General features: G+C 60.7%; 18 protein-coding genes and 1 tRNA gene. 14 read left to right on the plus strand and 5 right to left on the minus strand.

Annotation, left to right across the window (positions count from 1 at the left end):
• Nucleotides 1-162 precede the first annotated feature (162 nt).
• Nucleotides 163-1,359, minus strand: a complete 1,197-nt coding sequence (locus tag NKI52_RS16780) for a porin (RefSeq protein WP_352622535.1) — start codon at nt 1,357-1,359, stop codon at nt 163-165.
• A 449-nt stretch (nt 1,360-1,808) separates the two neighbouring features.
• Between NKI52_RS16780 and NKI52_RS16785 the strand changes: the two genes are divergently transcribed.
• The 3 genes from NKI52_RS16785 to NKI52_RS16795 all read left to right on the plus strand — a co-directional run bounded on the left by NKI52_RS16785 (nt 1,809) and on the right by NKI52_RS16795 (nt 3,494).
• Nucleotides 1,809-1,899, plus strand: a tRNA-Ser gene (locus NKI52_RS16785).
• A 94-nt stretch (nt 1,900-1,993) separates the two neighbouring features.
• On the plus strand, nt 1,994-2,245 hold the full coding sequence (locus NKI52_RS16790; protein WP_352622533.1) for a GIY-YIG nuclease family protein: 252 nt from the start codon (nt 1,994-1,996) through the stop codon (nt 2,243-2,245).
• Between the two features lie 97 nt (nt 2,246-2,342).
• Nucleotides 2,343-3,494, plus strand: coding sequence for a porin (locus NKI52_RS16795; protein WP_352622531.1), 1,152 nt, complete (start codon nt 2,343-2,345; stop codon nt 3,492-3,494).
• A 262-nt stretch (nt 3,495-3,756) separates the two neighbouring features.
• Here the strand turns inward: NKI52_RS16795 and NKI52_RS16800 are convergent, their stop codons facing one another.
• Both NKI52_RS16800 and NKI52_RS16805 read right to left on the minus strand, forming a co-directional pair.
• Entirely contained in the window at nt 3,757-5,409 is a 1,653-nt protein-coding gene (locus NKI52_RS16800; protein ID WP_352622529.1) for a tetratricopeptide repeat-containing sulfotransferase family protein, read from the minus strand.
• Nucleotides 5,410-5,489: 80 nt separating this feature from the next.
• Nucleotides 5,490-7,142: a tetratricopeptide repeat-containing sulfotransferase family protein gene (locus NKI52_RS16805; protein WP_352622527.1), complete on the minus strand. Its 1,653-nt coding sequence runs from the start codon at nt 7,140-7,142 to the stop codon at nt 5,490-5,492.
• A 119-nt stretch (nt 7,143-7,261) separates the two neighbouring features.
• Here NKI52_RS16805 and NKI52_RS16810 point away from each other — a divergent pair, with 119 nt between their 5' ends.
• Nucleotides 7,262-8,374: a pyridoxal phosphate-dependent aminotransferase gene (locus NKI52_RS16810; RefSeq protein ID WP_352698672.1), complete on the plus strand. Its 1,113-nt coding sequence runs from the start codon at nt 7,262-7,264 to the stop codon at nt 8,372-8,374.
• A gap of 32 nt (nt 8,375-8,406) precedes the next feature.
• On the opposite strand, the gene NKI52_RS16815 is transcribed toward NKI52_RS16810, so the two are convergent.
• Nucleotides 8,407-8,907, minus strand: coding sequence for a MarR family winged helix-turn-helix transcriptional regulator (locus tag NKI52_RS16815; protein ID WP_352698674.1), 501 nt, complete (start codon nt 8,905-8,907; stop codon nt 8,407-8,409).
• Nucleotides 8,908-9,106: 199 nt separating this feature from the next.
• Between NKI52_RS16815 and NKI52_RS16820 the strand changes: the two genes are divergently transcribed.
• From NKI52_RS16820 to NKI52_RS16865, 10 genes are all read left to right on the plus strand, one after another.
• A complete protein-coding gene (locus tag NKI52_RS16820; RefSeq protein ID WP_023677791.1) occupies nt 9,107-9,385 on the plus strand; it encodes an acylphosphatase in 279 nt (92 codons plus the stop codon).
• A 150-nt stretch (nt 9,386-9,535) separates the two neighbouring features.
• Complete coding sequence (locus tag NKI52_RS16825) at nt 9,536-10,198, plus strand: TetR/AcrR family transcriptional regulator (RefSeq protein ID WP_352645838.1); 663 nt, start codon at nt 9,536-9,538, stop codon at nt 10,196-10,198.
• Nucleotides 10,199-10,246: 48 nt separating this feature from the next.
• The gene (locus NKI52_RS16830) at nt 10,247-11,410 is read left to right on the plus strand and encodes an isovaleryl-CoA dehydrogenase (RefSeq protein ID WP_352679828.1); all 1,164 of its coding nucleotides are present in this window, start codon (nt 10,247-10,249) and stop codon (nt 11,408-11,410) included.
• 82 nt (nt 11,411-11,492) lie between these two features.
• Nucleotides 11,493-11,885 carry an AbrB/MazE/SpoVT family DNA-binding domain-containing protein gene (locus tag NKI52_RS16835; RefSeq protein WP_023677794.1) on the plus strand — a complete coding sequence of 131 codons (393 nt, stop codon included), beginning with the start codon at nt 11,493-11,495 and terminating at the stop codon, nt 11,883-11,885.
• Nucleotides 11,882-12,265 carry a type II toxin-antitoxin system VapC family toxin gene (locus tag NKI52_RS16840; RefSeq protein WP_352698676.1) on the plus strand — a complete coding sequence of 128 codons (384 nt, stop codon included), beginning with the start codon at nt 11,882-11,884 and terminating at the stop codon, nt 12,263-12,265. The genes NKI52_RS16835 and NKI52_RS16840 overlap by 4 nt, the downstream gene beginning before the upstream one ends.
• 4 nt (nt 12,266-12,269) lie before the next feature.
• The gene (locus tag NKI52_RS16845) at nt 12,270-13,877 is read left to right on the plus strand and encodes a carboxyl transferase domain-containing protein (RefSeq protein WP_352698678.1); all 1,608 of its coding nucleotides are present in this window, start codon (nt 12,270-12,272) and stop codon (nt 13,875-13,877) included.
• Between the two features lies 1 nt (nt 13,878).
• Nucleotides 13,879-14,409 carry an O-acetyl-ADP-ribose deacetylase gene (locus NKI52_RS16850; protein ID WP_352449023.1) on the plus strand — a complete coding sequence of 177 codons (531 nt, stop codon included), beginning with the start codon at nt 13,879-13,881 and terminating at the stop codon, nt 14,407-14,409.
• A gap of 115 nt (nt 14,410-14,524) precedes the next feature.
• The gene (locus tag NKI52_RS16855) at nt 14,525-14,899 is read left to right on the plus strand and encodes a hypothetical protein (RefSeq protein ID WP_352698789.1); all 375 of its coding nucleotides are present in this window, start codon (nt 14,525-14,527) and stop codon (nt 14,897-14,899) included.
• Nucleotides 14,900-14,928: 29 nt separating this feature from the next.
• Nucleotides 14,929-15,309 carry a hypothetical protein gene (locus tag NKI52_RS16860; RefSeq protein WP_245274740.1) on the plus strand — a complete coding sequence of 127 codons (381 nt, stop codon included), beginning with the start codon at nt 14,929-14,931 and terminating at the stop codon, nt 15,307-15,309.
• Between the two features lie 529 nt (nt 15,310-15,838).
• Nucleotides 15,839-17,827: an acetyl/propionyl/methylcrotonyl-CoA carboxylase subunit alpha gene (locus tag NKI52_RS16865; protein ID WP_352591960.1), complete on the plus strand. Its 1,989-nt coding sequence runs from the start codon at nt 15,839-15,841 to the stop codon at nt 17,825-17,827.
• A gap of 98 nt (nt 17,828-17,925) precedes the next feature.
• On the opposite strand, the gene NKI52_RS16870 is transcribed toward NKI52_RS16865, so the two are convergent.
• A complete protein-coding gene (locus tag NKI52_RS16870) occupies nt 17,926-19,047 on the minus strand; it encodes a branched-chain amino acid ABC transporter substrate-binding protein (protein ID WP_023677800.1) in 1,122 nt (373 codons plus the stop codon).
• Nucleotides 19,048-19,066: the final 19 nt, after the last annotated feature.

A 19,066-nucleotide genomic window follows, 5' to 3' on the forward strand; every position in this document is an offset into this window, starting at 1 on the left:
GGCCGATTTCATCCACCAGTGGCGGATCCCAACGACATCGTTCCACAACCCTGTTCAGCTACCGAACCCCCTTTTCCTTCTGTTTGCGACCAGTCGCGAAAACAAAAACAGCCCGGGCGTTAAGGCGCCCGGGCTGGATTTCACTTGCCTTAAGTCCAGCCCTTAGAACGAGCGCTGGAAGCGGAGGAAGCCGCCAACGGCGTTTTTCTTGTCGCCCGGGATGCCGGTCCAGTTGTATTCATAACCGGGCAGCGAGTCGCTATCGATGTGGTGGCTGTTATGAGCCCAGTCCACTTCGGCCGTGATCGTCATGCCGGGAACGATATCGTAGGCGATATTGGCCGCGACGCCAGCTTCCTTGGCTTCGTCATACGACGCCTGCAGGTTGAACGAGGTCTTCTCGTTGATGGTGTAGGTGCCACCACCCCAGACTGCCCAGTTACCGCCCCACTGCTTGTAGAAGTTGCGCGGGAGATTGTCGTCAGAGCCGTAGCCGGCCATCAGGAACAGCGACAGGTTCTGCATCGGCGTCACGTCGAGGCGAACCTTGCCGGCCCATTCTTCCAGGCTGCTGTCATAGGCAACAACACCGCTGATGGAACCCCAGCCCTGCGTGTACTTCACGCCGCCAACGATATACGGAACATAGCTGTCGACCGAGTCGTGACCGAGAGTGGTGGCAGTATTGGCGCTGTTAAGGATAAAGCCTTCACCGGTTTCCAACGAAGCCACGGCCGAGAAGCCGTTGCCGGCATCGAAGTAGTACTGGACGACATTGGTGTCGAAGCCGCCGTAGGGAACGATCGTATCCTGGATGACGTTGCCGGCGTAGCCGGTGAACGTGTTGAAGGCTGTTTCGTCCTTACCGACGCGAAGACCACCGAGCTGGATCCAGGCGAAATTCAGCGAAACGCCCCTGCTACCAAACCTGGAAAAGTGCTCGTCGAACCCAGGCACGTCTTGATAACCGGTTCCCCAGTTGAAGCGGGTCTCGGTGTAGGTCTTCAAGGTGCCCATCTCGGTTTCCTGGCCGGTGTAGGTCCTCAGTGTGAAGCGAGCCTGCTTGTAATAGCCGTCGTTGACGTTGTCTTCACCATCCAAGGCATCCGACAGGTCCTGGTACCTGGCGCCGTCGAACGAGCCAGCCTGGCCCACGGAGATGTCATAGCGGACATAGCCGCCGATGCGCAGGCAGATTTCGGTGCCGGGGATGTAGTAGTAGCCAGCGCCGTAGACGTCGCAGATCTTGACGTATTCAGCGGGTTCCGGCTCGGCGACGACGACGGCGTCGGCGGCGCGCGCACCGGAAACTGCGATCAGTGCCGCAGCGGAGCCGAGAAGAAGGCTCTTGATGTTCATTTTCTGACCTCCAGTCAAAAGTTAAAAAACGGGTCTGGGTATTCTTTGCTGAAGGACAGCGTTCCCTGCCCCATCCCCACTACCGAAAAAGATGCGCACCGCGCCGCTCCTTCAAACCCGACATTACCCATGAGACGGCGGCGTTCAACCACGATCGTACCGGCAAAAGGTTTGTGTTGGCGCTATACCCCAGCGTTGTTGCACAAATGACACGATTTGGCCTCACTCCGAAAGCTCCCGTTAACCAACAGCCCTTCGCAAGCCGTAGCAAACGGCGGATTCCGGCGATGGTCGGCCTGAAATGTGACCATGGCCCGAGTCGCGAACCAGGGAATTGCCGCAGAATCGCCACATCGCCGGGCGGCGCTTTGGCGAAGGGTCGATTTTTCAAGGATAATAGCGCCAGCTTGTTGATTGTGCCGGCGCTTTTCTTTATCCACCGGCGCAACGGAGAGGTGGCCGAGTGGTCGAAGGCGCTCCCCTGCTAAGGGAGTAGAGGTCAAAAGCTTCTCGTGGGTTCGAATCCCATCCTCTCCGCCACCCTACGCCCTGCGGGCTTCGGGTGGCAGACCACCCGAAACCGCATTTTGGGCGTAGGGTGTCGCCCGAAGCTACGAAGTAGCGTAGGGGGACCATGTGGTACGTCTATTTTCTGCAACTCCGTAACGGCGATGTCTATGTCGGATCGATCAACGATCTTCGACGCCGTTTTGATTCGCACCGATCAGGCTATGTGACTTCGACTAAGGCTTATCTGGCTGCAATCTTGAAGGCCTACATCGGGGTTGAAACCGAGGCCAACGCACGGCAACTCGAGCGATATTTCAAGACCGGTTCGGGCAAGGCCTTTGCGAGTAAACGTTTTTGGCCGACAGAGCCTCGCTGACGGCCTTAGGACCTATCTATTTGAAATATAAATAAAAACGAACCCAACGAGTTGCTTTTCGCCGACCTCCGTCCCGATTCTGACTGGAGGTCAGAAAATGAACATCAAGAGCCTTCTTCTCGGCTCCGCTGCGGCACTGATCGCAGTTTCCGGTGCGCGCGCCGCCGACGCCGTCGTCGTCGCCGAGCCGGAACCCGCTGAATACGTCAAGATTTGCGACGTCTACGGCGCTGGCTATTTCTACATCCCCGGCACCGAAACCTGCCTGCGCATCGGCGGCTACGTCCGCTATGACATCGGCATCGGCGACGTCGGCTCATTCGACGGTGCAAAGACCACCGATCAGCAGGACGGCGACTCGCAGGATACCTACTACAAGCACGCCCGCTTCACGCTGAAGACCTGGACCGGCCAGGAAACCGAGCTCGGCACCTTGAAGACCTACACCGAGACGCGCTTCAACTGGGGTAACCACAACGATTACCTTGATGACAACTTCAATGGCGGTACGAGCGTTTCGCTGAACTTTGCCTGGGTCCAGCTCGGTGGTCTGCGCGTCGGCAAGGACGAATCGGCCTTCGATACCTTCATCGGCTACGCCGGCAACGTCATCCAGGATACGCTGGTCCCCTACGGCGGCTTCGACACCAATGTCGTCCAGTATTACTTCGATGCCGGCAACGGCTTCTCGGCCGTGGCTTCATTGGAAACCGGTTCGGGCAGTGCCGCCGCGGATCCTGGCATTTTCCAAGACAGCAACAGCGGCAATGATTCCATCGACAGCTATGTCCCGTATGTCGTCGGCGGTATCAAATACACACAGGGCTGGGGCTCGATCACCGGTGTCGCCGCCTATGACAGCACCTGGGAAGAGTGGGCCGGCAAGGTTCGCGTCGACGTTACGCCGATACAGAACCTGACGCTGTTCATCATGGCCGGCTACGGCTCTGACGACAACATCGACCGCAACTTCTACAAGCAATGGGGCGGCAACTGGGCAGTCTGGGGTGGTGGCACTTACACCATAAACGAGAAGACCTCGTTCAACCTCCAGGCGTCGGCTGACGATGACAAAAACTACGGCGTCGCCGCGAACATTGCCTACGATATCGTTCCCGGCTTCACGATCACTGCCGAAGTCGATTGGGCCCGCGACGGTCAGTTTGACAAAGCCTACGATCGCAACTGGACCAATGCCGACGACAAGGACAGCGTCGGCGGCATGCTCCGCTTCCAGCGCTCATTCTAACAGTCCGAGCTAGATTGAGATTGAACCCGGCGGGCAACCGCCGGGTTTTTCGTATCGGCGCGACGCAGCTGTCAACTCTCGATGCATAATGCAGGCTGCTGCTGAGCAGCCGATCGCAGGGCTGGTCGAATGCAATGCTCGCTCCGCACGCTTGTTCGTGCAAAGAAAAACTTGGGCCGATCTGAAGAGCTGGCCTACCGGATCAATGTATCTCGACAGCAAGTCACGATCGACCTCGGCCGATCGGGCGCATCCTACTTGTTCAAATTTCAGCCAGATCGCCCAAGGCGTCAATCAGCGGCTGAATTGCGCTCTCATACTTTTTCCAGCGTTTGACGGATGAACTATAGATCGGCTGCCGGACCTGCCAGCGGCTGGGGGTATTGACCGATCCGCTCCTCTCGAAAAAGCGCAGGCAGGAATCGTCCCAAGGCAAGCCGAGATGATCGATGAGACGGCGCGATTGCGTCTCCTGATCCGCAACCAGCGTCTCATAGCGGCTTTCGAAAATACGTCCGGGAAAGACCTTGTCCCAGTGCCGCATCAAGCGATCATATTCGCGGTAGTACAACCCGAGTGTCTCAAGGTCGGCGTTGTAGCCGTGGTCCTTGGTGAAATGCAAGACGAAGCAGGAGACGCAATTGTCGATGGCATCGCGCCGGCAATGAATGATGCGTGCGTTGGGAAAGAGAATTCCAATCACGCCGATAAACTCGAAGTTGTGCGGCATCTTGTCGACGATGCGGGGCTCGGCAGGCGCGTGCTGGCGCAGATAAGACAGGTATTCTTCGGCCAGTGCCCTCGACTGATCCCTCGTCATCGACATAATCGAACTGCGCAGGTCCTCATCCGACAGTATTCTAAAGCCCATCGAGTTCGCGATTCGCCGCAGCTTCGTAAGCTCCCCGGCGCCATGGACATCCGGATGGCTCGCGCAGATCTGCTCCGTCAGCGTCGTCCCCGACCGGGGCATGCCCAGCACAAACACAGGCACTTCAGACGGACTGCCGTGGCCAGCCTTGGCTTCCAATAGTGACGGGCTGAAAATCTCGATCATGGAATCGACGCTTCGGCGGTAGTACTCCAGGTCGAAATCGTGACCAGCGGCCTTTTTCGCCCTCTTGAAGTGATCTATCGCCTCTTCATAGCGCTGAAGATCGTTCAGCACTTTGCCTGCCGCGTGGTGAAGCTGCGATGCAGCAACGGGTTCGAGCCTGGGATTGGAGAGTTCGCGCAGGATAGAGTCGAGCTCGGCAGGTTTTTCGGTGAACTTTTGCGTGTCGACCAGGTAATTGTAGGCTGCCCCAACATCGACGCGACGTTCTATTGCCTGATCGAGATAGGCTCTGGCTTCGTCCATGCGGCCGAGGCTGGTGAGCGCACCAGCCAGACCAATCCGGACCATGGGATGGTCGCCGTTGATCTTTAGCGCCTTCTCGTAAAGGGGCAAAGCCATCTCGGCCTTGTCGAAGTTGACGTAGGCACGCGCCAGTCCGCAAAGCGCTTCCACCAGATCGGGTTTCAATTCGCAGGCGCGCTGCAGGTGCCTGATCGCAAGCAAGCTGTCGCCAAGCTTCAGACCGGCCTCTCCCAGGCTAAGGTGGAAATATGGATTCTGAGGCGTCTGGCTTACTGCCCGCGCAAAATATTTGAGAGCCAACTCGTCGTCGATACCGAGCCCCAACGTGCCGAGGATGTAGAGCGAAAGCGGGTGGTTGGGCGTGCGGGCGAGAACGCGATGGCATAATTCCTCCGCCTCCGGGAGCCGCTTGGCTTGCTGAAGTTCGAGCGCCTGTCGCAGCAGCATGTCGTCAGCTTGCGCGCGCGAGGGCGATTTCACTTTCGACGGCTGCACTTTCGGCGCCGAACGGGACTTTATGTGTTTGGACCAAGCGGGCGGCAGTCGGTTGCTCATCATGTCTCGCTAGCAAAATGGTCCGGGAGAATCCAGCCTGGCCTGAAGGGCTGGCCTATCCTGTCGGGCGCCCTCCTTGTTCAAAGTTCGGCTAGGTCGCCCAAGGCGTCAATCAGCGGCTGGATCTTGCTCTCATAATTTTTCCATTGCTTGATGGACGAGTTGTAGATGGGTTGCCGAACCTGCCAGCGACTGGCCGTGTTGACCGAACCGTCATTCTCGAAGAAGCGCAGGCAGGCATCGTCCCAGGGCAATCCAAGATGATCGATCAGACGGCGCGATTGTGCCTCCTGATCCGCAACCAGCGTCTCGTAGCGACTTTCGAAGATGCGTCCCGGAAAAACCTTGTCCCAATGTCGCATCAGGCGATCATATTCACGATAATACAGCCCGAGCGTCTGCAGGTCGGTGATGTAGCTGTGTCCCTTGGAGAAATTCAGGAAAAAGCATGAGAGGCAATTGTCGATGGCGTCGCGGCGACAGTGAATAATCCGCGCGTTGGGGAAAAGAAGGCCTATGAGACCGACCAGTTCGAAATTCTGGGGCATTTTGTCGACTATGCGAAGTGCGGTCGGCGCACGCTCACGAAGGTAGGACAGGTGCCCCTCGGTCAGCATCTTGGCTAGGTCGGGGGTGATCGGCACGATCGATTGGCCCAAGCCCTGTGCCGAAAGCCTCGTAAGGCCGACAGCATTTGCAGTTCGTCTTAGCTTGCTGAGTTCTCCTGCGCCGTGAACATCCGGGTGGCTCGCGCAAATCTGCTCGGTCAGGGTGGTCCCCGAGCGGGGCATGCCCAGTACAAACACGGGCACTTCCGATGGGCTTCCATAACCCGCCTTGGCAGCCAACATATCCGGGTTGAAGAACTCGATCGTGGAGTCGACCCAGCGGCGATAGGTTTCCAGATCGAACTTATAGCCGGCGACCTGTTTGGCTTTCTTGAAATGATCTATCGCGTCGTCGTAGCGCTTAAGGTCGTTCAGCACCTTGCCGGCAGCGTGATGAAGTGTCATCGCACTGTCCGGGTCAAGCTTTGGGTTGCCAAGCTCGCGCAAGATGGACTTAAGTTCCGCCGGCTCTTCAGTGAATTTGCGCGTGCGCACAAGCTCATTATAGGCGGCTGGCATGGCTATGCGACGTTCGATCGCCTCTTTCAGATAGATTTCGGCTTCGTCCATGCGGCCGAGACCGATGAGGGCGCTGGCCAATCCCGCCCGAACGCGAGGATGATCGCGGTTGATCTTGAGCGCTCTCTCGTAAAGCGGCAGAGCCATGTCAGCCTTGTCGAATTCGACGTAAGCGCGTCCCAACGCGCAAAGCGCTTCCAGCAAATCCGGCTTCAGCTTCAATGCTTGCTGAATATGCGTGATTGCGGGCGAATATTCGCTGACCTTCAGATAGGTTTCACCCAGACTAAGGTGGTAATAGGGGTTTCGAGGCTCCTCGCCGACGGCTCGCGCCAAATATCGCAATGCAATTTCATCGTCGAGCCCGATGAATAGCGTGCCCATGATATACAATGCCAAGGGATGGTTGGGCGTGCGCTCCAGCACGCGACGGCACAGTTCCTTAGCCTCGGCCAACCGCTTGGCCTGCTGAAAGTCATATGCCTGTTTCAGCAGCATGTCGTCAGCCTGCGCCCGCGACAATGGTTTGGCTTTCGGCGGTTCCACTTTCGGCGCCGAGCGGGACTTTATATGTTTGGACCAGGCGGGCGGCAGTCGGTTGCTCATCATGTCTCGCTAGCAAAATGATCCGGGAGAATCCAGCCTGACGTGCCCGCCTGCCGCGGAACTTGCGCAGGCCAAGCTGGCAGGCTAGCAAGAAGGCCCCCTTTCGAACGAGCCCTATCATGCGCCTGCGCCCTCCCCTTACGCCGCTCATCGACGCGCTTCCCTCCACGGTACCGTTTGTCGGCCCGGAGGCGCAGGAGCGTGATCGCGGCCGCGCCTTTCGCGCCCGCATCGGCGCCAATGAGAGCAGCTTTGGCCCTTCGCCGCGCGTCGTTACCCGTATGGCCGAGATTGCCGGCGACATGTGGATGTACTGCGACCCTGACAATCACGATTTGAAGGTAGCCGTGGCCCGGCATCTCGGTGTCGGCGCCGAAAACGTCGTCGTCGGCGAAGGCATAGACGGGCTGCTCAGCCTGGTTGCGCGCATGTATGTGGCGCCGGGCGATGCGGTGGTGACCTCGCTCGGCGCCTATCCGACCTTCAACTTTCATGTTGCCGGCGTCGGCGGCCGGCTGGTCGCAGTGCCCTACGAGAACGATCGGGAAAACCTCGACGGCCTGCTGGCGGCAGTGGCCAGGGAAAAGGCGCCACTGGTCTACCTGTCCAATCCGGACAATCCGATGGGCAGCTGGTGGGAAGCCGCCGAGCTCAGCCGCTTCATCGAAGCCTTGCCGGAGACCACAATGCTGGTGCTCGACGAAGCCTATGGCGAATTAGGGCCAGCCTCAGCGCTGCCGCCGATCGATGTGGCGCCGCCGAACGTCATCCGCATGCGCACCTTCTCCAAGGCCTATGGGCTGGCCGGCATACGCTGCGGCTATGCGGTGGCCGAGGCCCAGGTGATTCGGGACTTCGAGAAGATCCGCAACCACTATGGCGTCACCCGCATGGCGCAGATCGCCGGTGTCGAGGCGCTTGCCGATCAGGCTTGGCTGGATAGCGTGGTGGCGCGGGTCGCCGCCGGCCGCCGGCGTATCGCCGCAATAGCCGAAGCGAGCGGGCTGAAGCCGCTGGCTTCGGCGACCAATTTCGTCACCATCGACTGCGGCCGCGACGGCGCTTTCGCACTGAAAGTGCTACAGGCGCTGTTGTCACGCGACGTCTTCATCCGCAAGCCGATGGTGCCGGTTCTCGACCGCTGCATCCGGGTCAGTGTCGGCCTCGACCACGAGCTCGACATCTTTGCCGAGGAACTGCCTGGCGCACTGGCGGCAGCGCGGGGGAACTGAAGAGCGCAACGCCGGGATTCCAGTGCTGCCCGCTATTTCTCCCCGAGCAGACGCATGACGCGCTTCAAGGCGTCCGATAATTCGGCAGCCGCGCCATCGGCGAGGCCGGCCGTCAGCCGGGCGAGGTCGCGATCCGCCGCAGCCTGAAGCCTGGCGAGCTCAGCACTTCCGCGAGCGGTCAGCGACAGGATACGTCTGCGCCGATCGGCTGGGTCAGAGCGTGTCTCGGTCAGGCCAGCGGCGGCGAACCTCCTCAGGACGCGCGAGACATAGGCCGGATCGAGGCGGAGTTCGGCAGCGATTTCGAAGGCCGCCGGCCGGAGATCGAGGTGGAACGCCCGTGCAAGAAACCCTGCCTCACCGCCGCTATTGGCGACAGCGCGGGATCGGCCGCCCAATTCGAACAGCAGCCGCGCCTCGCCCAGCGTATAGACGCTGTGCGTCAAGGTCAGGTCGAGCAGCCCGATCAGGCGCGTGTAGAAGCGATTGAAGCCACGTATCTCCGCGACAAGGGCATTCCGATCGGCCGGCATGTCGACCTCCTTCGGACGGACCGCTCCGTCAGGGCCATGATCGCCTATTATTTGACTTAGTCAATCATCGGTGGAGGCGCCACCTATCTCGCAGTGCGAAATCTGGCGGATAGCGACCGGAGAGAAACCTTCGATGCACGTTGCGCGGTTGAATTTGCGCGGCGATGCGCCAGACTCGACTCAAAGGATGGAGAGCGCGATGACCGATCGTACGGTGCAGGTACGCATATACGGCAAGGTGCAAGGCGTCAGCTACCGGGTTTGGGTGCGGCGCGAGGCGTCGGCGCTTGGCCTTGCCGGGTGGGTGCGCAACGAAGTTGACGGCTCGGTGACAGCCTTGATCGCAGGGACCGGGGCGGCGGTCTCGACGATGATCGAACGGTTTTGGCAAGGGCCGCCAGGGGCAGCGGTTTCAAAGGTCGATGTCGAAGAGATCGAGGCTCGCGACACGTCGGCCGATTTCAGGATTGTTGCCTAGCAAGGCATGGTCCTGCTCATTCGCTTCCATCGCACAAAATTCTCCAGGGTGCAGATAGAGCAAATCTGAAGCCATTGCCCTGCCCGGACATGCCTCGGTCCTTGAATTAATTGAACGTTTGTTTTATTATCCGCGAAAAGGCGGCTTGTCATGGCGCGTACGACCGGTTCCGACGGAGAGAAGACCGAAGCTGCGGTCCGCGAGGCGGCGGTCAGCCTGATTGCGCGTCTCGGCTACGAGGCGATGTCGATGCGCCAGCTGGCGGCCGAGGTCGGCGTCCAGGCAGCGGCGCTGTACCGCTACTTCCCGACCAAGCAGGACCTTCTGTTCATGCTGATGCGTGAGCATATGGAAGGCTTGATCGAGGCGTGGCGCGCAACACGCCCTGTCGGCGCCGATCCGGCAGCGCGGCTTGCCGCTTATGTCGAAAACCACATCGCTTTCCATATCGAACGCCGCCACTCCACCCATGTCTCGAACATGGAGCTGCGCAGCCTGTCGCATGAAAAACTCACGCAGATCCTGCGCATGCGCACGGCCTACGAGAAGGAGCTGCGCGCCATCCTGCGCGACGGCGTCGAAGCGGGGTTATTCAGCATCGAAGACACCGGGCTCACCGCCATGGCGCTGATCCAGATGATGACCGGCGTCATCGTCTGGTTCCGGCCGGGCGAACGACTGTCGATCGCCGAAGTCACCGCTACATATCTAGCAATGACAATGCGCCTTGTTGGAGCAAAGAGCGATGGCGCGTCAACGAGCTACGACGCCGCGCCTCTAATCGGGCGCGCAAAGGACGCTCTAGCAACTTGATTTCGCGCATGATCCCGATTTTCGGGATCGTGCGCCGGGAGGAACGGCATGTACACGCAGACGCTCAACTTCGGGCTTGACGAAGACATCGAGGCGCTGCGCGACCTGGTGCGGCGCTTCGCGCAGGAAAAGATAGCACCGATCGCCGCCGAGATCGACCGCTCGAACGAATTCCCGGCACATCTGTGGGCGGAGCTCGGCGGGCTCGGCCTGCTCGGCATCACCGCCGATCCCGATTTCGGCGGCAGCGGCATGGGCTACCTCGCCCATGTCGTGGCGATGGAGGAGATTTCGCGCGCCTCGGCCTCGGTCGGCCTCTCCTACGGCGCCCATTCCAACCTCTGCGTCAACCAGATCAACCGCTGGGCAACGCAGGCGCAGAAGGAAAAATATCTGCCTTCGCTCTGCAGCGGCGAGAAGGTCGGCGCACTGGCGATGTCGGAATCGGGTGCCGGCTCCGATGTGGTGTCGCTGCGCCTGCGCGCCGAAAAGCGCAACGATCGCTATGTGCTGAACGGCACCAAAATGTGGATCACCAACGGGCCGGACGCCGAGACGCTGGTCGTCTACGCCAAGACCGATCCGGAACTCAATTCGCGCGGCATCACCGCTTTCATCGTCGAAAAGGCTTTTGCCGGTTTTTCCGTGGCGCAAAAGCTCGACAAGCTCGGCATGCGCGGCTCGAACACCGGCGAGCTGGTGTTCGAGAATGTCGAAGTGCCGTTCGACAATGTGCTGCACGAGGAAGGGCGCGGCGTCGAGGTGCTGATGTCGGGCCTCGACTACGAACGCGCCGTGCTGGCCGGCGGCCCGGTCGGGCTGATGGCAGCGTGCCTCGACGTGGCGATACCTTACGTGCATGAACGCAGGCAATTCGGTCAGCCGATCGGCGAATTCCAGCTGGTGCAAGGCAAGCTCGCCGACATGTATGCGACGATGAACGCGGCGCGCGCCTACGTCTATGCCGTGGCCGCCGCTTGCGATCGCGGTGAGACGGCCCGCAAGGATGCTGCCGGCTGTATTCTGTTCGCCGCCGAAAAGGCAACGCTGATGGCGCTCGACGCCATCCAGCTTTTGGGCGGCAACGGCTACATCAACGACTACCCGACCGGCCGGCTTTTGCGCGACGCCAAGCTCTACGAGATCGGCGCCGGCACCAGCGAAATCCGTCGCTGGCTGATCGGGCGGGAAATCATGGTGGAGGGCGCCTGATGGCGTCTTTTTGAGATTTTGCCAGAAGCCGCACGATGTGGCACACTTCCGAATATGTGCCACAACACAGGCGAGACGGACCATGGCTGGCAAAACGGGAAAGTCCGGATTTGACGAAGATCCGCAAGCACGGTTCGATGCCGGCGCTCGCCAACCACAGCTTCGTGCTCCGGCGAAACGCGAGCGTGTCAAGCTTGGCGAGGGCGGGCGCTTCGTCATTCCTGCCGCGATGCGCGAGGAGATGGGCGTGAAGCCTGGCGAGGACATGATCCTTCATGTCGAAAACGGCGAGCTGCGGGTAAGATCGTGGCTGCAGAATCTGCGACGCGTCCAGGCCGAATTGTCAGCGTTGAAACAGCCCGGTGAAAGCGTCGTCGACGAATTTCTGAAAGAGCGACGGGAAGAGCAGCGTCGAAGCGACAAGCGTCTCGACCGGCTTCACGCCGAAGGGACGACAGGAAAGCGGGCGAAATGAAGCCCTACGTCATGGACAGTTCGGCGGCGCTCGCAATCCTGCTCAACGAGCAAGGCACCGATAATGCTTTGGGGCTCGCGCCGGATGCACAATGCAGTTCGGTCAATGCGGCCGAAATCATCGCCAAGCTGATCGACAAGGGACGCAGCATGGAACAGGCCGCGGACGACCTCGCCAGTCTCGGCATGCCGATCGCCGCTTTCGACGACGCGATGGGCATCGCCGCCGGGCAGCTTCGCCAATTGACGCGGCATCGCGGCTTGTCGCTGGGCGATCGGGCTTGCCTGGCGCTGGCAATTCGCGAGAATGCCATTGCCGTCACCGCTGATCGCGATTGGGGCGACCTCGATGTCGGCTGCAAGATCGAGCTGATCCGGTAGCGCCATGGCCCCCCTCACCTCTCAGATGTCGTCCGCCTCCGATGCCTTCCGCGCCAATGCCGAGCGCATGCGGGCGCTGGTCGCCGATATTGCTGAAAAAGCCGCCGCCATCGACCGCGGTGGCTCGGAAGAGGCGCGTGAGCGGCACGTCTCCCGCGGCAAGCTCCTGCCGCGGCAACGCCTAGCCCAATTGCTCGATACAGGCTCGCCCTTCCTCGAAATCGGCCAGTTCGCGGCATGGTCGATGTATGGCGAGGACATCCCTTCGGCCGGCCTCATCGCCGGCATCGGCCGCGTCGAAGGCACCGAAGTGATGGTCGTCGTCAATGACGCCACGGTGAAGGGCGGCACCTATTATCCACTGACGGTGAAGAAGCATCTGCGTGCACAGGAGATCGCATTGCAGAACAATCTGCCTTGCGTCTATCTGGTCGACAGCGGCGGCGCCAATCTGCCCAACCAGGACGAGGTGTTTCCCGACCGCGATCATTTCGGCCGCATCTTCTACAACCAGGCCAACATGTCGGCCGCCGGCATTCCGCAGATCGCCTGCGTCATGGGTTCGTGCACGGCCGGCGGCGCCTATGTGCCTGCGATGTCGGACGAGACAATCATGGTGCGCAACCAGGCGACCATCTTTCTCGGCGGCCCGCCGCTGGTGAAGGCGGCCACGGGCGAGGACGTCACCGCCGAGGACCTCGGTGGCGCCGACGTGCACACAAGGCTTTCCGGCGTTGCCGACCACTATGCGCTCGACGACGAGCATGCGCTGGCCATATGCCGGCGTATCGTCAAAAACCTGAATCGGAACAAGACTGTAAGCCTTGCCTTACAGAAATCGATTCCGCCGCTTCACGATCCACATGAACTCTACGGCATCGTGCCGACGGATCTGCGCCAGCCCTACGACGTGCGCGAGGTAATCGCCCGCACCGTCGACGGTTCCGAGTTCGATGAGTTCAAGCAGAATTATGGCACCACGCTGGTCACCGGTTTCGCCCATCTCAGCGGCATGCCGGTCGGCATCGTCGCCAACAATGGCGTGCTGTTTTCAGAAAGCGCGCTAAAGGGCGCGCATTTCATCGAGTTGTGCTGCCAGCGCAAGATCCCGCTGATTTTCCTGCAGAACATCACCGGCTTCATGGTCGGGCGAAAATACGAGGCCGGCGGCATCGCCAAGGACGGCGCCAAGCTGGTGATGGCGGTCGCAACGGCCAAGGTGCCGAAGGTGACCGTGATCATCGGCGGCTCGTTCGGCGCCGGCAATTACGGCATGTGCGGACGCGCCTATTCGCCACGCTTCCTGTGGATGTGGCCGAATGCCCGCATTTCGGTGATGGGCGGCGAGCAGGCGGCAACGGTGCTTGCCGTGGTCAAGCGCGAAGGCATCGAGCGCAAGGGTGGGGAATGGAGCGCCGAGGAGGAAGCGAAATTCAAGAAGCCGATCCTGATGAAGTACGAGCACGAGGGACACCCGCTCTATTCGTCGGCAAGGCTCTGGGACGACGGCATCATCGACCCGGCCAAGACCCGCGAGGTGCTGGCGCTCAGCCTTTCGGCCGCGCTCAACGCCGAGATCGAGGAGACAAAATTCGGCGTGTTCAGGATGTGAGATGAGCGAAATCGGCCAGAGGATTCGCATTCAAACCGGCGACATCACGAAGCTGGCGGTCGATGCCATCGTCAACGCCGCCAATACCTCTCTTCTCGGAGGCGGCGGCGTCGACGGCGCTATCCACCGCGCGGCCGGCCCCGAGCTTGTGGCAGAATGCCGGACCTTGCATGGCTGCAAGGTCGGAGACGCAAAAATCACCAAGGGCTACAGGCTGCCCGCGCGCTACGTCATTCATACGGTCGGGCCGGTCTGGCAAGGTGGCAGCAAAGGAGAAGCCGAACTGCTCGCCTCCTGCTATCGCCGGTCGCTCGAAATCGCCGCCGCAAAGGACTGCCGGACGGTAGCGTTTCCAGCGATCTCGACCGGGGCCTACCGCTATCCGAAGGATCAGGCGACGCAAATTGCTGTCGGGACCGTGAGCGCCTTCATCGGCCAGAACATCGTTCCGGAAACCGTCATTTTCTGCTGCTTCGACGAGCCGACGACCGAATTGTATCAGCGGGTCGTTGCTGCACTCGGCAGGGTGTGACCCTGCGCGGGAGACAACCCACCACATCTCCAGACTATTTTTTGCTTCTCGATCTGGCCAGACGAAAGAATCACGGCTATTGATCATCGCAAATACCAATGGGGATTGGGCGAAGATGAGGCGGCGGGTTTTTCAGAGAACAACTGTGCATTTACTTGCAGGGTTGCTTATATTAGTGACCCCTGGCATCGGCGCAGCGGAGTCGCTGGCGGGAAGCAAGGGCGAGACCCGTTTCTATCCCTATTTGCCGCAGAGCCCGAAGGATCCGTGTACCAGGGCCTACAAGGCCTATGTAGCGGCCGGCGGCCATTCAGCCTATGCAACCACTCCGTATTCCCGGGTGCGTTCTCTGTACATCATCTGCGGCTCGCGCTTGAATGCACCGTCACAGCAAGCTGCCGAAGAATTGGCGTTGAAATCCTGTCAGGCCGCCCGCAACAGTTACAGAGTTACAACAGGCGGCGGCTGCGAAATCGCTGCCTCCAAGTAGGCGAATATATTTCAGTGTTTGGGGTTCAAATGGGTTTGGCAATGAAATCTTTATCAATCAAGCGAGCAACCATGTCGGTACTTGCACTGCTTGTGGCCTCTGCACCGAATGTCGGCGCCGCCGAATCGCTGGCGGGAAGCAAGGGCGACAGCCGCTTTCCGGTCTATTTTGCACCGGGTACAATCGGAGGCTGCGGCAAGAATTACAAGGACTATGTGGCGGCTGGCGGTCACTCGGCCTATGCGATGACGCCATTCAACTGGGCAACCGAATTCACTATTTGCGGTGCTTATCTGAATGCAACATCCCAGAAGGCTGCGGAGGCGCTGGCGTTGAAATCCTGCCAGTCCGCGCGCAGCAAGTACAAGGTCACGACTGCAGGGGCCTGCGCCATAGCTGCCTCCAAATAGACCGACACTCGTCGGCCTTCGACGTATTCAATGGGTGGGAAAAATGAAATCTATAGGCGTCAAACAAGCAGTCTTCTCGCTAATAACCGGGTTGCTTCTAATCTCGAGCCCCAATGTCGGCGCGGCGGAATCGCTGGCTGGAAGCAAGGGCGACGTCCGCTTCTACCCGTATTTTCCGGCGACCGCGGATCGGCCATGCACCAAGGCATATAAGGCCTATGTGGCGGCCAGCGGCCATTCAGCTTATGCGACCACTCCGTATTCCCGGGTGCGTTCGTTGTACATCCTGTGCGGCTCGCGCTTGAATGCGCCCTCGCAAAAGGCTGCCGAGGATATGGCGATGAAATCCTGCCAGGTCACCCGCGACCGTTACAGGGTCACGACCGGGGGAGCTTGCGAAATCGCGGCCTCAAAGTAGGCAGGCCTCGCTTGCCTACCCTTTGACCGCCAGACTACAAAGCAGGGCATTGCCGCAGTTCGCGTGACGAGAATTCGCGCCGTTGGCGGCAGCTCTGCCTGTGGAGGCCCGATGTTCGCCAAGATCCTGATCGCCAACCGTGGCGAGATCGCCTGCCGGGTGATCCGCACGGCACGCAGGATGGGTGTGCGCAGCGTCGCCGTCTATTCCGACGCCGACGATCGCGCCTTGCATGTCGAAATGGCCGACGAAGCGGTGCATATCGGCGCCTCTCCCGCCAACGAAAGCTATCTGCGCGGCGACAAGATCATTGCGGCGGCCTTGGCCACAGGTGCCGAGGCCATCCATCCGGGCTACGGCTTTCTTTCGGAAAACCCCGAATTCGTCGACCAGGTCGCGGCGGCTGGGCTGATCTTCATTGGCCCGTCGGCGGCCTCGATCCGCGCCATGGGACTGAAGGACGCGGCCAAGCGGCTGATGGAAAAGGCCGGCGTGCCTGTCGTTCCGGGCTACCATGGCGAAGCGCAGGAGATCGTGTTGCTCGCCTCCAAGGCGCGCGAGATAGGCTACCCCGTACTGATCAAGGCGCGCGCCGGCGGCGGCGGCAAAGGCATGCGGCGCGTCGAGCATCCCGATGATTTTTCGGAAGCACTGTCGGGCGCGCGGCGCGAGGCGAAAGCCGCGTTCGGTGACGACCGCGTCTTGGTGGAAAAATATGTCGACAAGCCGCGCCACATCGAAGTGCAGGTGTTTGGTGACAATTTCGGCAACGCCGTGCATCTTCACGAACGCGACTGCTCGGCACAGCGCCGCCACCAGAAGGTGATCGAGGAGGCGCCTGCCCCGGGCATGACGCCGGCACTGCGCAAGGCGATGACCGAGGCGGCGGTGAAAGCCGCCAAGGCAATCCACTATTCCGGCGCCGGCACGATCGAGTTCATCGTCGATGCCTCGCAAGGGCTGAAGGCCGACCGTTTCTGGTTCATGGAAATGAACACCCGCCTGCAGGTCGAGCACCCCGTCACCGAAATGGTCACCGGCATCGACCTGGTCGAGTGGCAGTTGCGGGTAGCCTCCGGCGAAAAACTGCCGAAGACGCAGAGCGAGATCGCGCTCTCCGGCCACGCCTTCGAGGCGCGCATCTATGCCGAGGACGCGGCAAGAGGGTTTTTGCCGGCGACCGGCACCTTGCACCATTTGAAATTTCCGCAGCCGGCACCGGAGGGTGCGACCATGCGCATCGAAACCGGTGTGCGCGCCGGCGATGCGATTTCGCCGTTTTACGACCCGATGATCGCCAAGCTGATCATCCACGGCAAGGACAGACGGGCAGCGCTCACAGCGCTTGGCGCGGCGCTGTCGCAGACAGAAATCGCCGGCTCGACGGTCAACACTGCCTTCCTTGCCGCCCTAGTCGCTGATGCAGATTTTGCGGCGGGCGATGTCGATACCGGCCTGATCGCTAGGCATCTGCAGGCGTTGACGGCGGTTCCGCCGCCGAGCGGTGAGACGATTGCCGCCGCGGCACTTGCCGCGTCCGGTGCGGGCGACTTGCCGTCCTCGGACGATCCCTGGTCGTCACTGGCCGGCTATGCGCATTTCCACACTGTAGCGCGGCGCATGCTGCTGAAGTTTGGCGAGCAGGAGATCGTCACGCGCGTGTCGGTGCGGCCGGACGGACGGTTCGAGGTGGCGCTGGATGCGCCCTATGACAGCGTCAATTCGCATGATCTTCGCGCCGCGCCTCGCCTCGCCCGCTGGCCGGGCCACGTCACGGTCTTCGATGGTGCAATAGGCTACGGTTTTGCCGTGCCGGATCCGCTGGCGCGAGCCGACGAAGCCGCCGCCGCTTCCGGCAGCCTGCGCGCGCCAATGCCCGGCCTAGTCAAATTGGTGCGTGCAGCCAGAGGCGAGTCCGTGATCAAGGGCCAGCCGCTGCTGATCCTGGAGGCGATGAAGATGGAGCACACCATTGCCGCGCCCCATGACGGGGTTATCGCCGAGATTGCTGCCGAAGGCGCGCAGGTAACCGACGGCACCGTGCTGGTTCGCTTTGCCGAGGAACCTCAGTTGACTGCTGTTTCCCTATCCACGAAGTGATCTCGAACGCGTGACAAAGGCGTCGCCAAAAACAACATGGCCGGGTTTGACCCCGGCCATGTTCAATTACAGCAGCGCGTCTTGCGGCGCCGCGGCCATCACGGCTGGATCGGCGCGTATTTGCCGTCGTGCCACTGGTTGATGTCGTAGCTGGCGTTTTTGAGGTCGCCCTTCTCGTCGAAGGTGACCGAGCCGACAACCGTGCTGATCGGCTGGCCGTTCTTTAACGCTTCAGCGACTTTTGCCGGATCGTCGCTGCCGGCGCGTTTGATGCCTTCGGCGAAGGCCTGGATCACCGCATAGGAAAACAGCGTGAAGCCCTCCGGCACGAAGCCGCCGGCCTTGATCTTGGCGATGGCTTCCTTGGCTTCGGGCTTCGCCTGCGGGTCCGATGGGAAGACGAACATGGTGCCTTCGCCGGCCGGACCGGCAACCTGCCAGAATTCCGGGGAAGCGATCGAGTCCGGCATGATCAACTGGAACTTGAGGTTCTGCTCCGCCGACTGGCGCAGGATCAGGCCGGCTTCGGGGTGATAGCCGCCGAAATAGACGACGTCGGCTTTCAGCTCCTTGAGCTTGGTAACAAGCGCGGAATAGTCCTTCTCGCCGGCGTTGATGCCCTCGTAGAGGATCTCTTTGAGACCGTTCTGGTTCATCGTTGCCTTGACGGCATCGGCCACGCCCTGCCCATAGGCGCTCTTGTCGTGCATGATGACGACGTTCTTGCCGGCATATTTCTTGGCGATCCATGGACCGATGAAAGCGCCCTGCGCATCGTCGCGCGTATAGAGGCGCATGATCGTCGGCCAGCCGGCCTTCGCCGCTGCGTCGGTTAGTACCGGGTTCGAGGAAGCCGGACTCATCATCAGCGCACCGGCTTCGGCGTAGACGGCGGAGGCCGGGATGCTGGAGCCCGAGCAGGCGTGGCCATCGATGAACTTGACACCATTGGCGATGATGCGGTTGGCGACCGAAACCGCCTGCTTCGGATCGCACTGGTCGTCCTCGATGTCGAGCTTGATCTGGCGGCCGTCGACGCCGCCCGCCGCGTTGATCGCGTCGGCGGCGGCTTGCGCGCCCTGCTTGAACTGATCGCCGATGGTGGCAAGCTGACCGGTCATCGGTCCGACCACCGAAAAGGTGATGTCGTCGGCGAAGGCTACCGGCGCGGTCATCATTAGGCCAAATATGGCGGCGCTCAAAATACTGAATTTCTTCATGGTGACACAACTCCTCCAC

The sequence above is a fragment of the Mesorhizobium sp. M0590 genome (assembly GCF_040320905.1).
Lineage (GTDB): Bacteria > Pseudomonadota > Alphaproteobacteria > Rhizobiales > Rhizobiaceae > Mesorhizobium.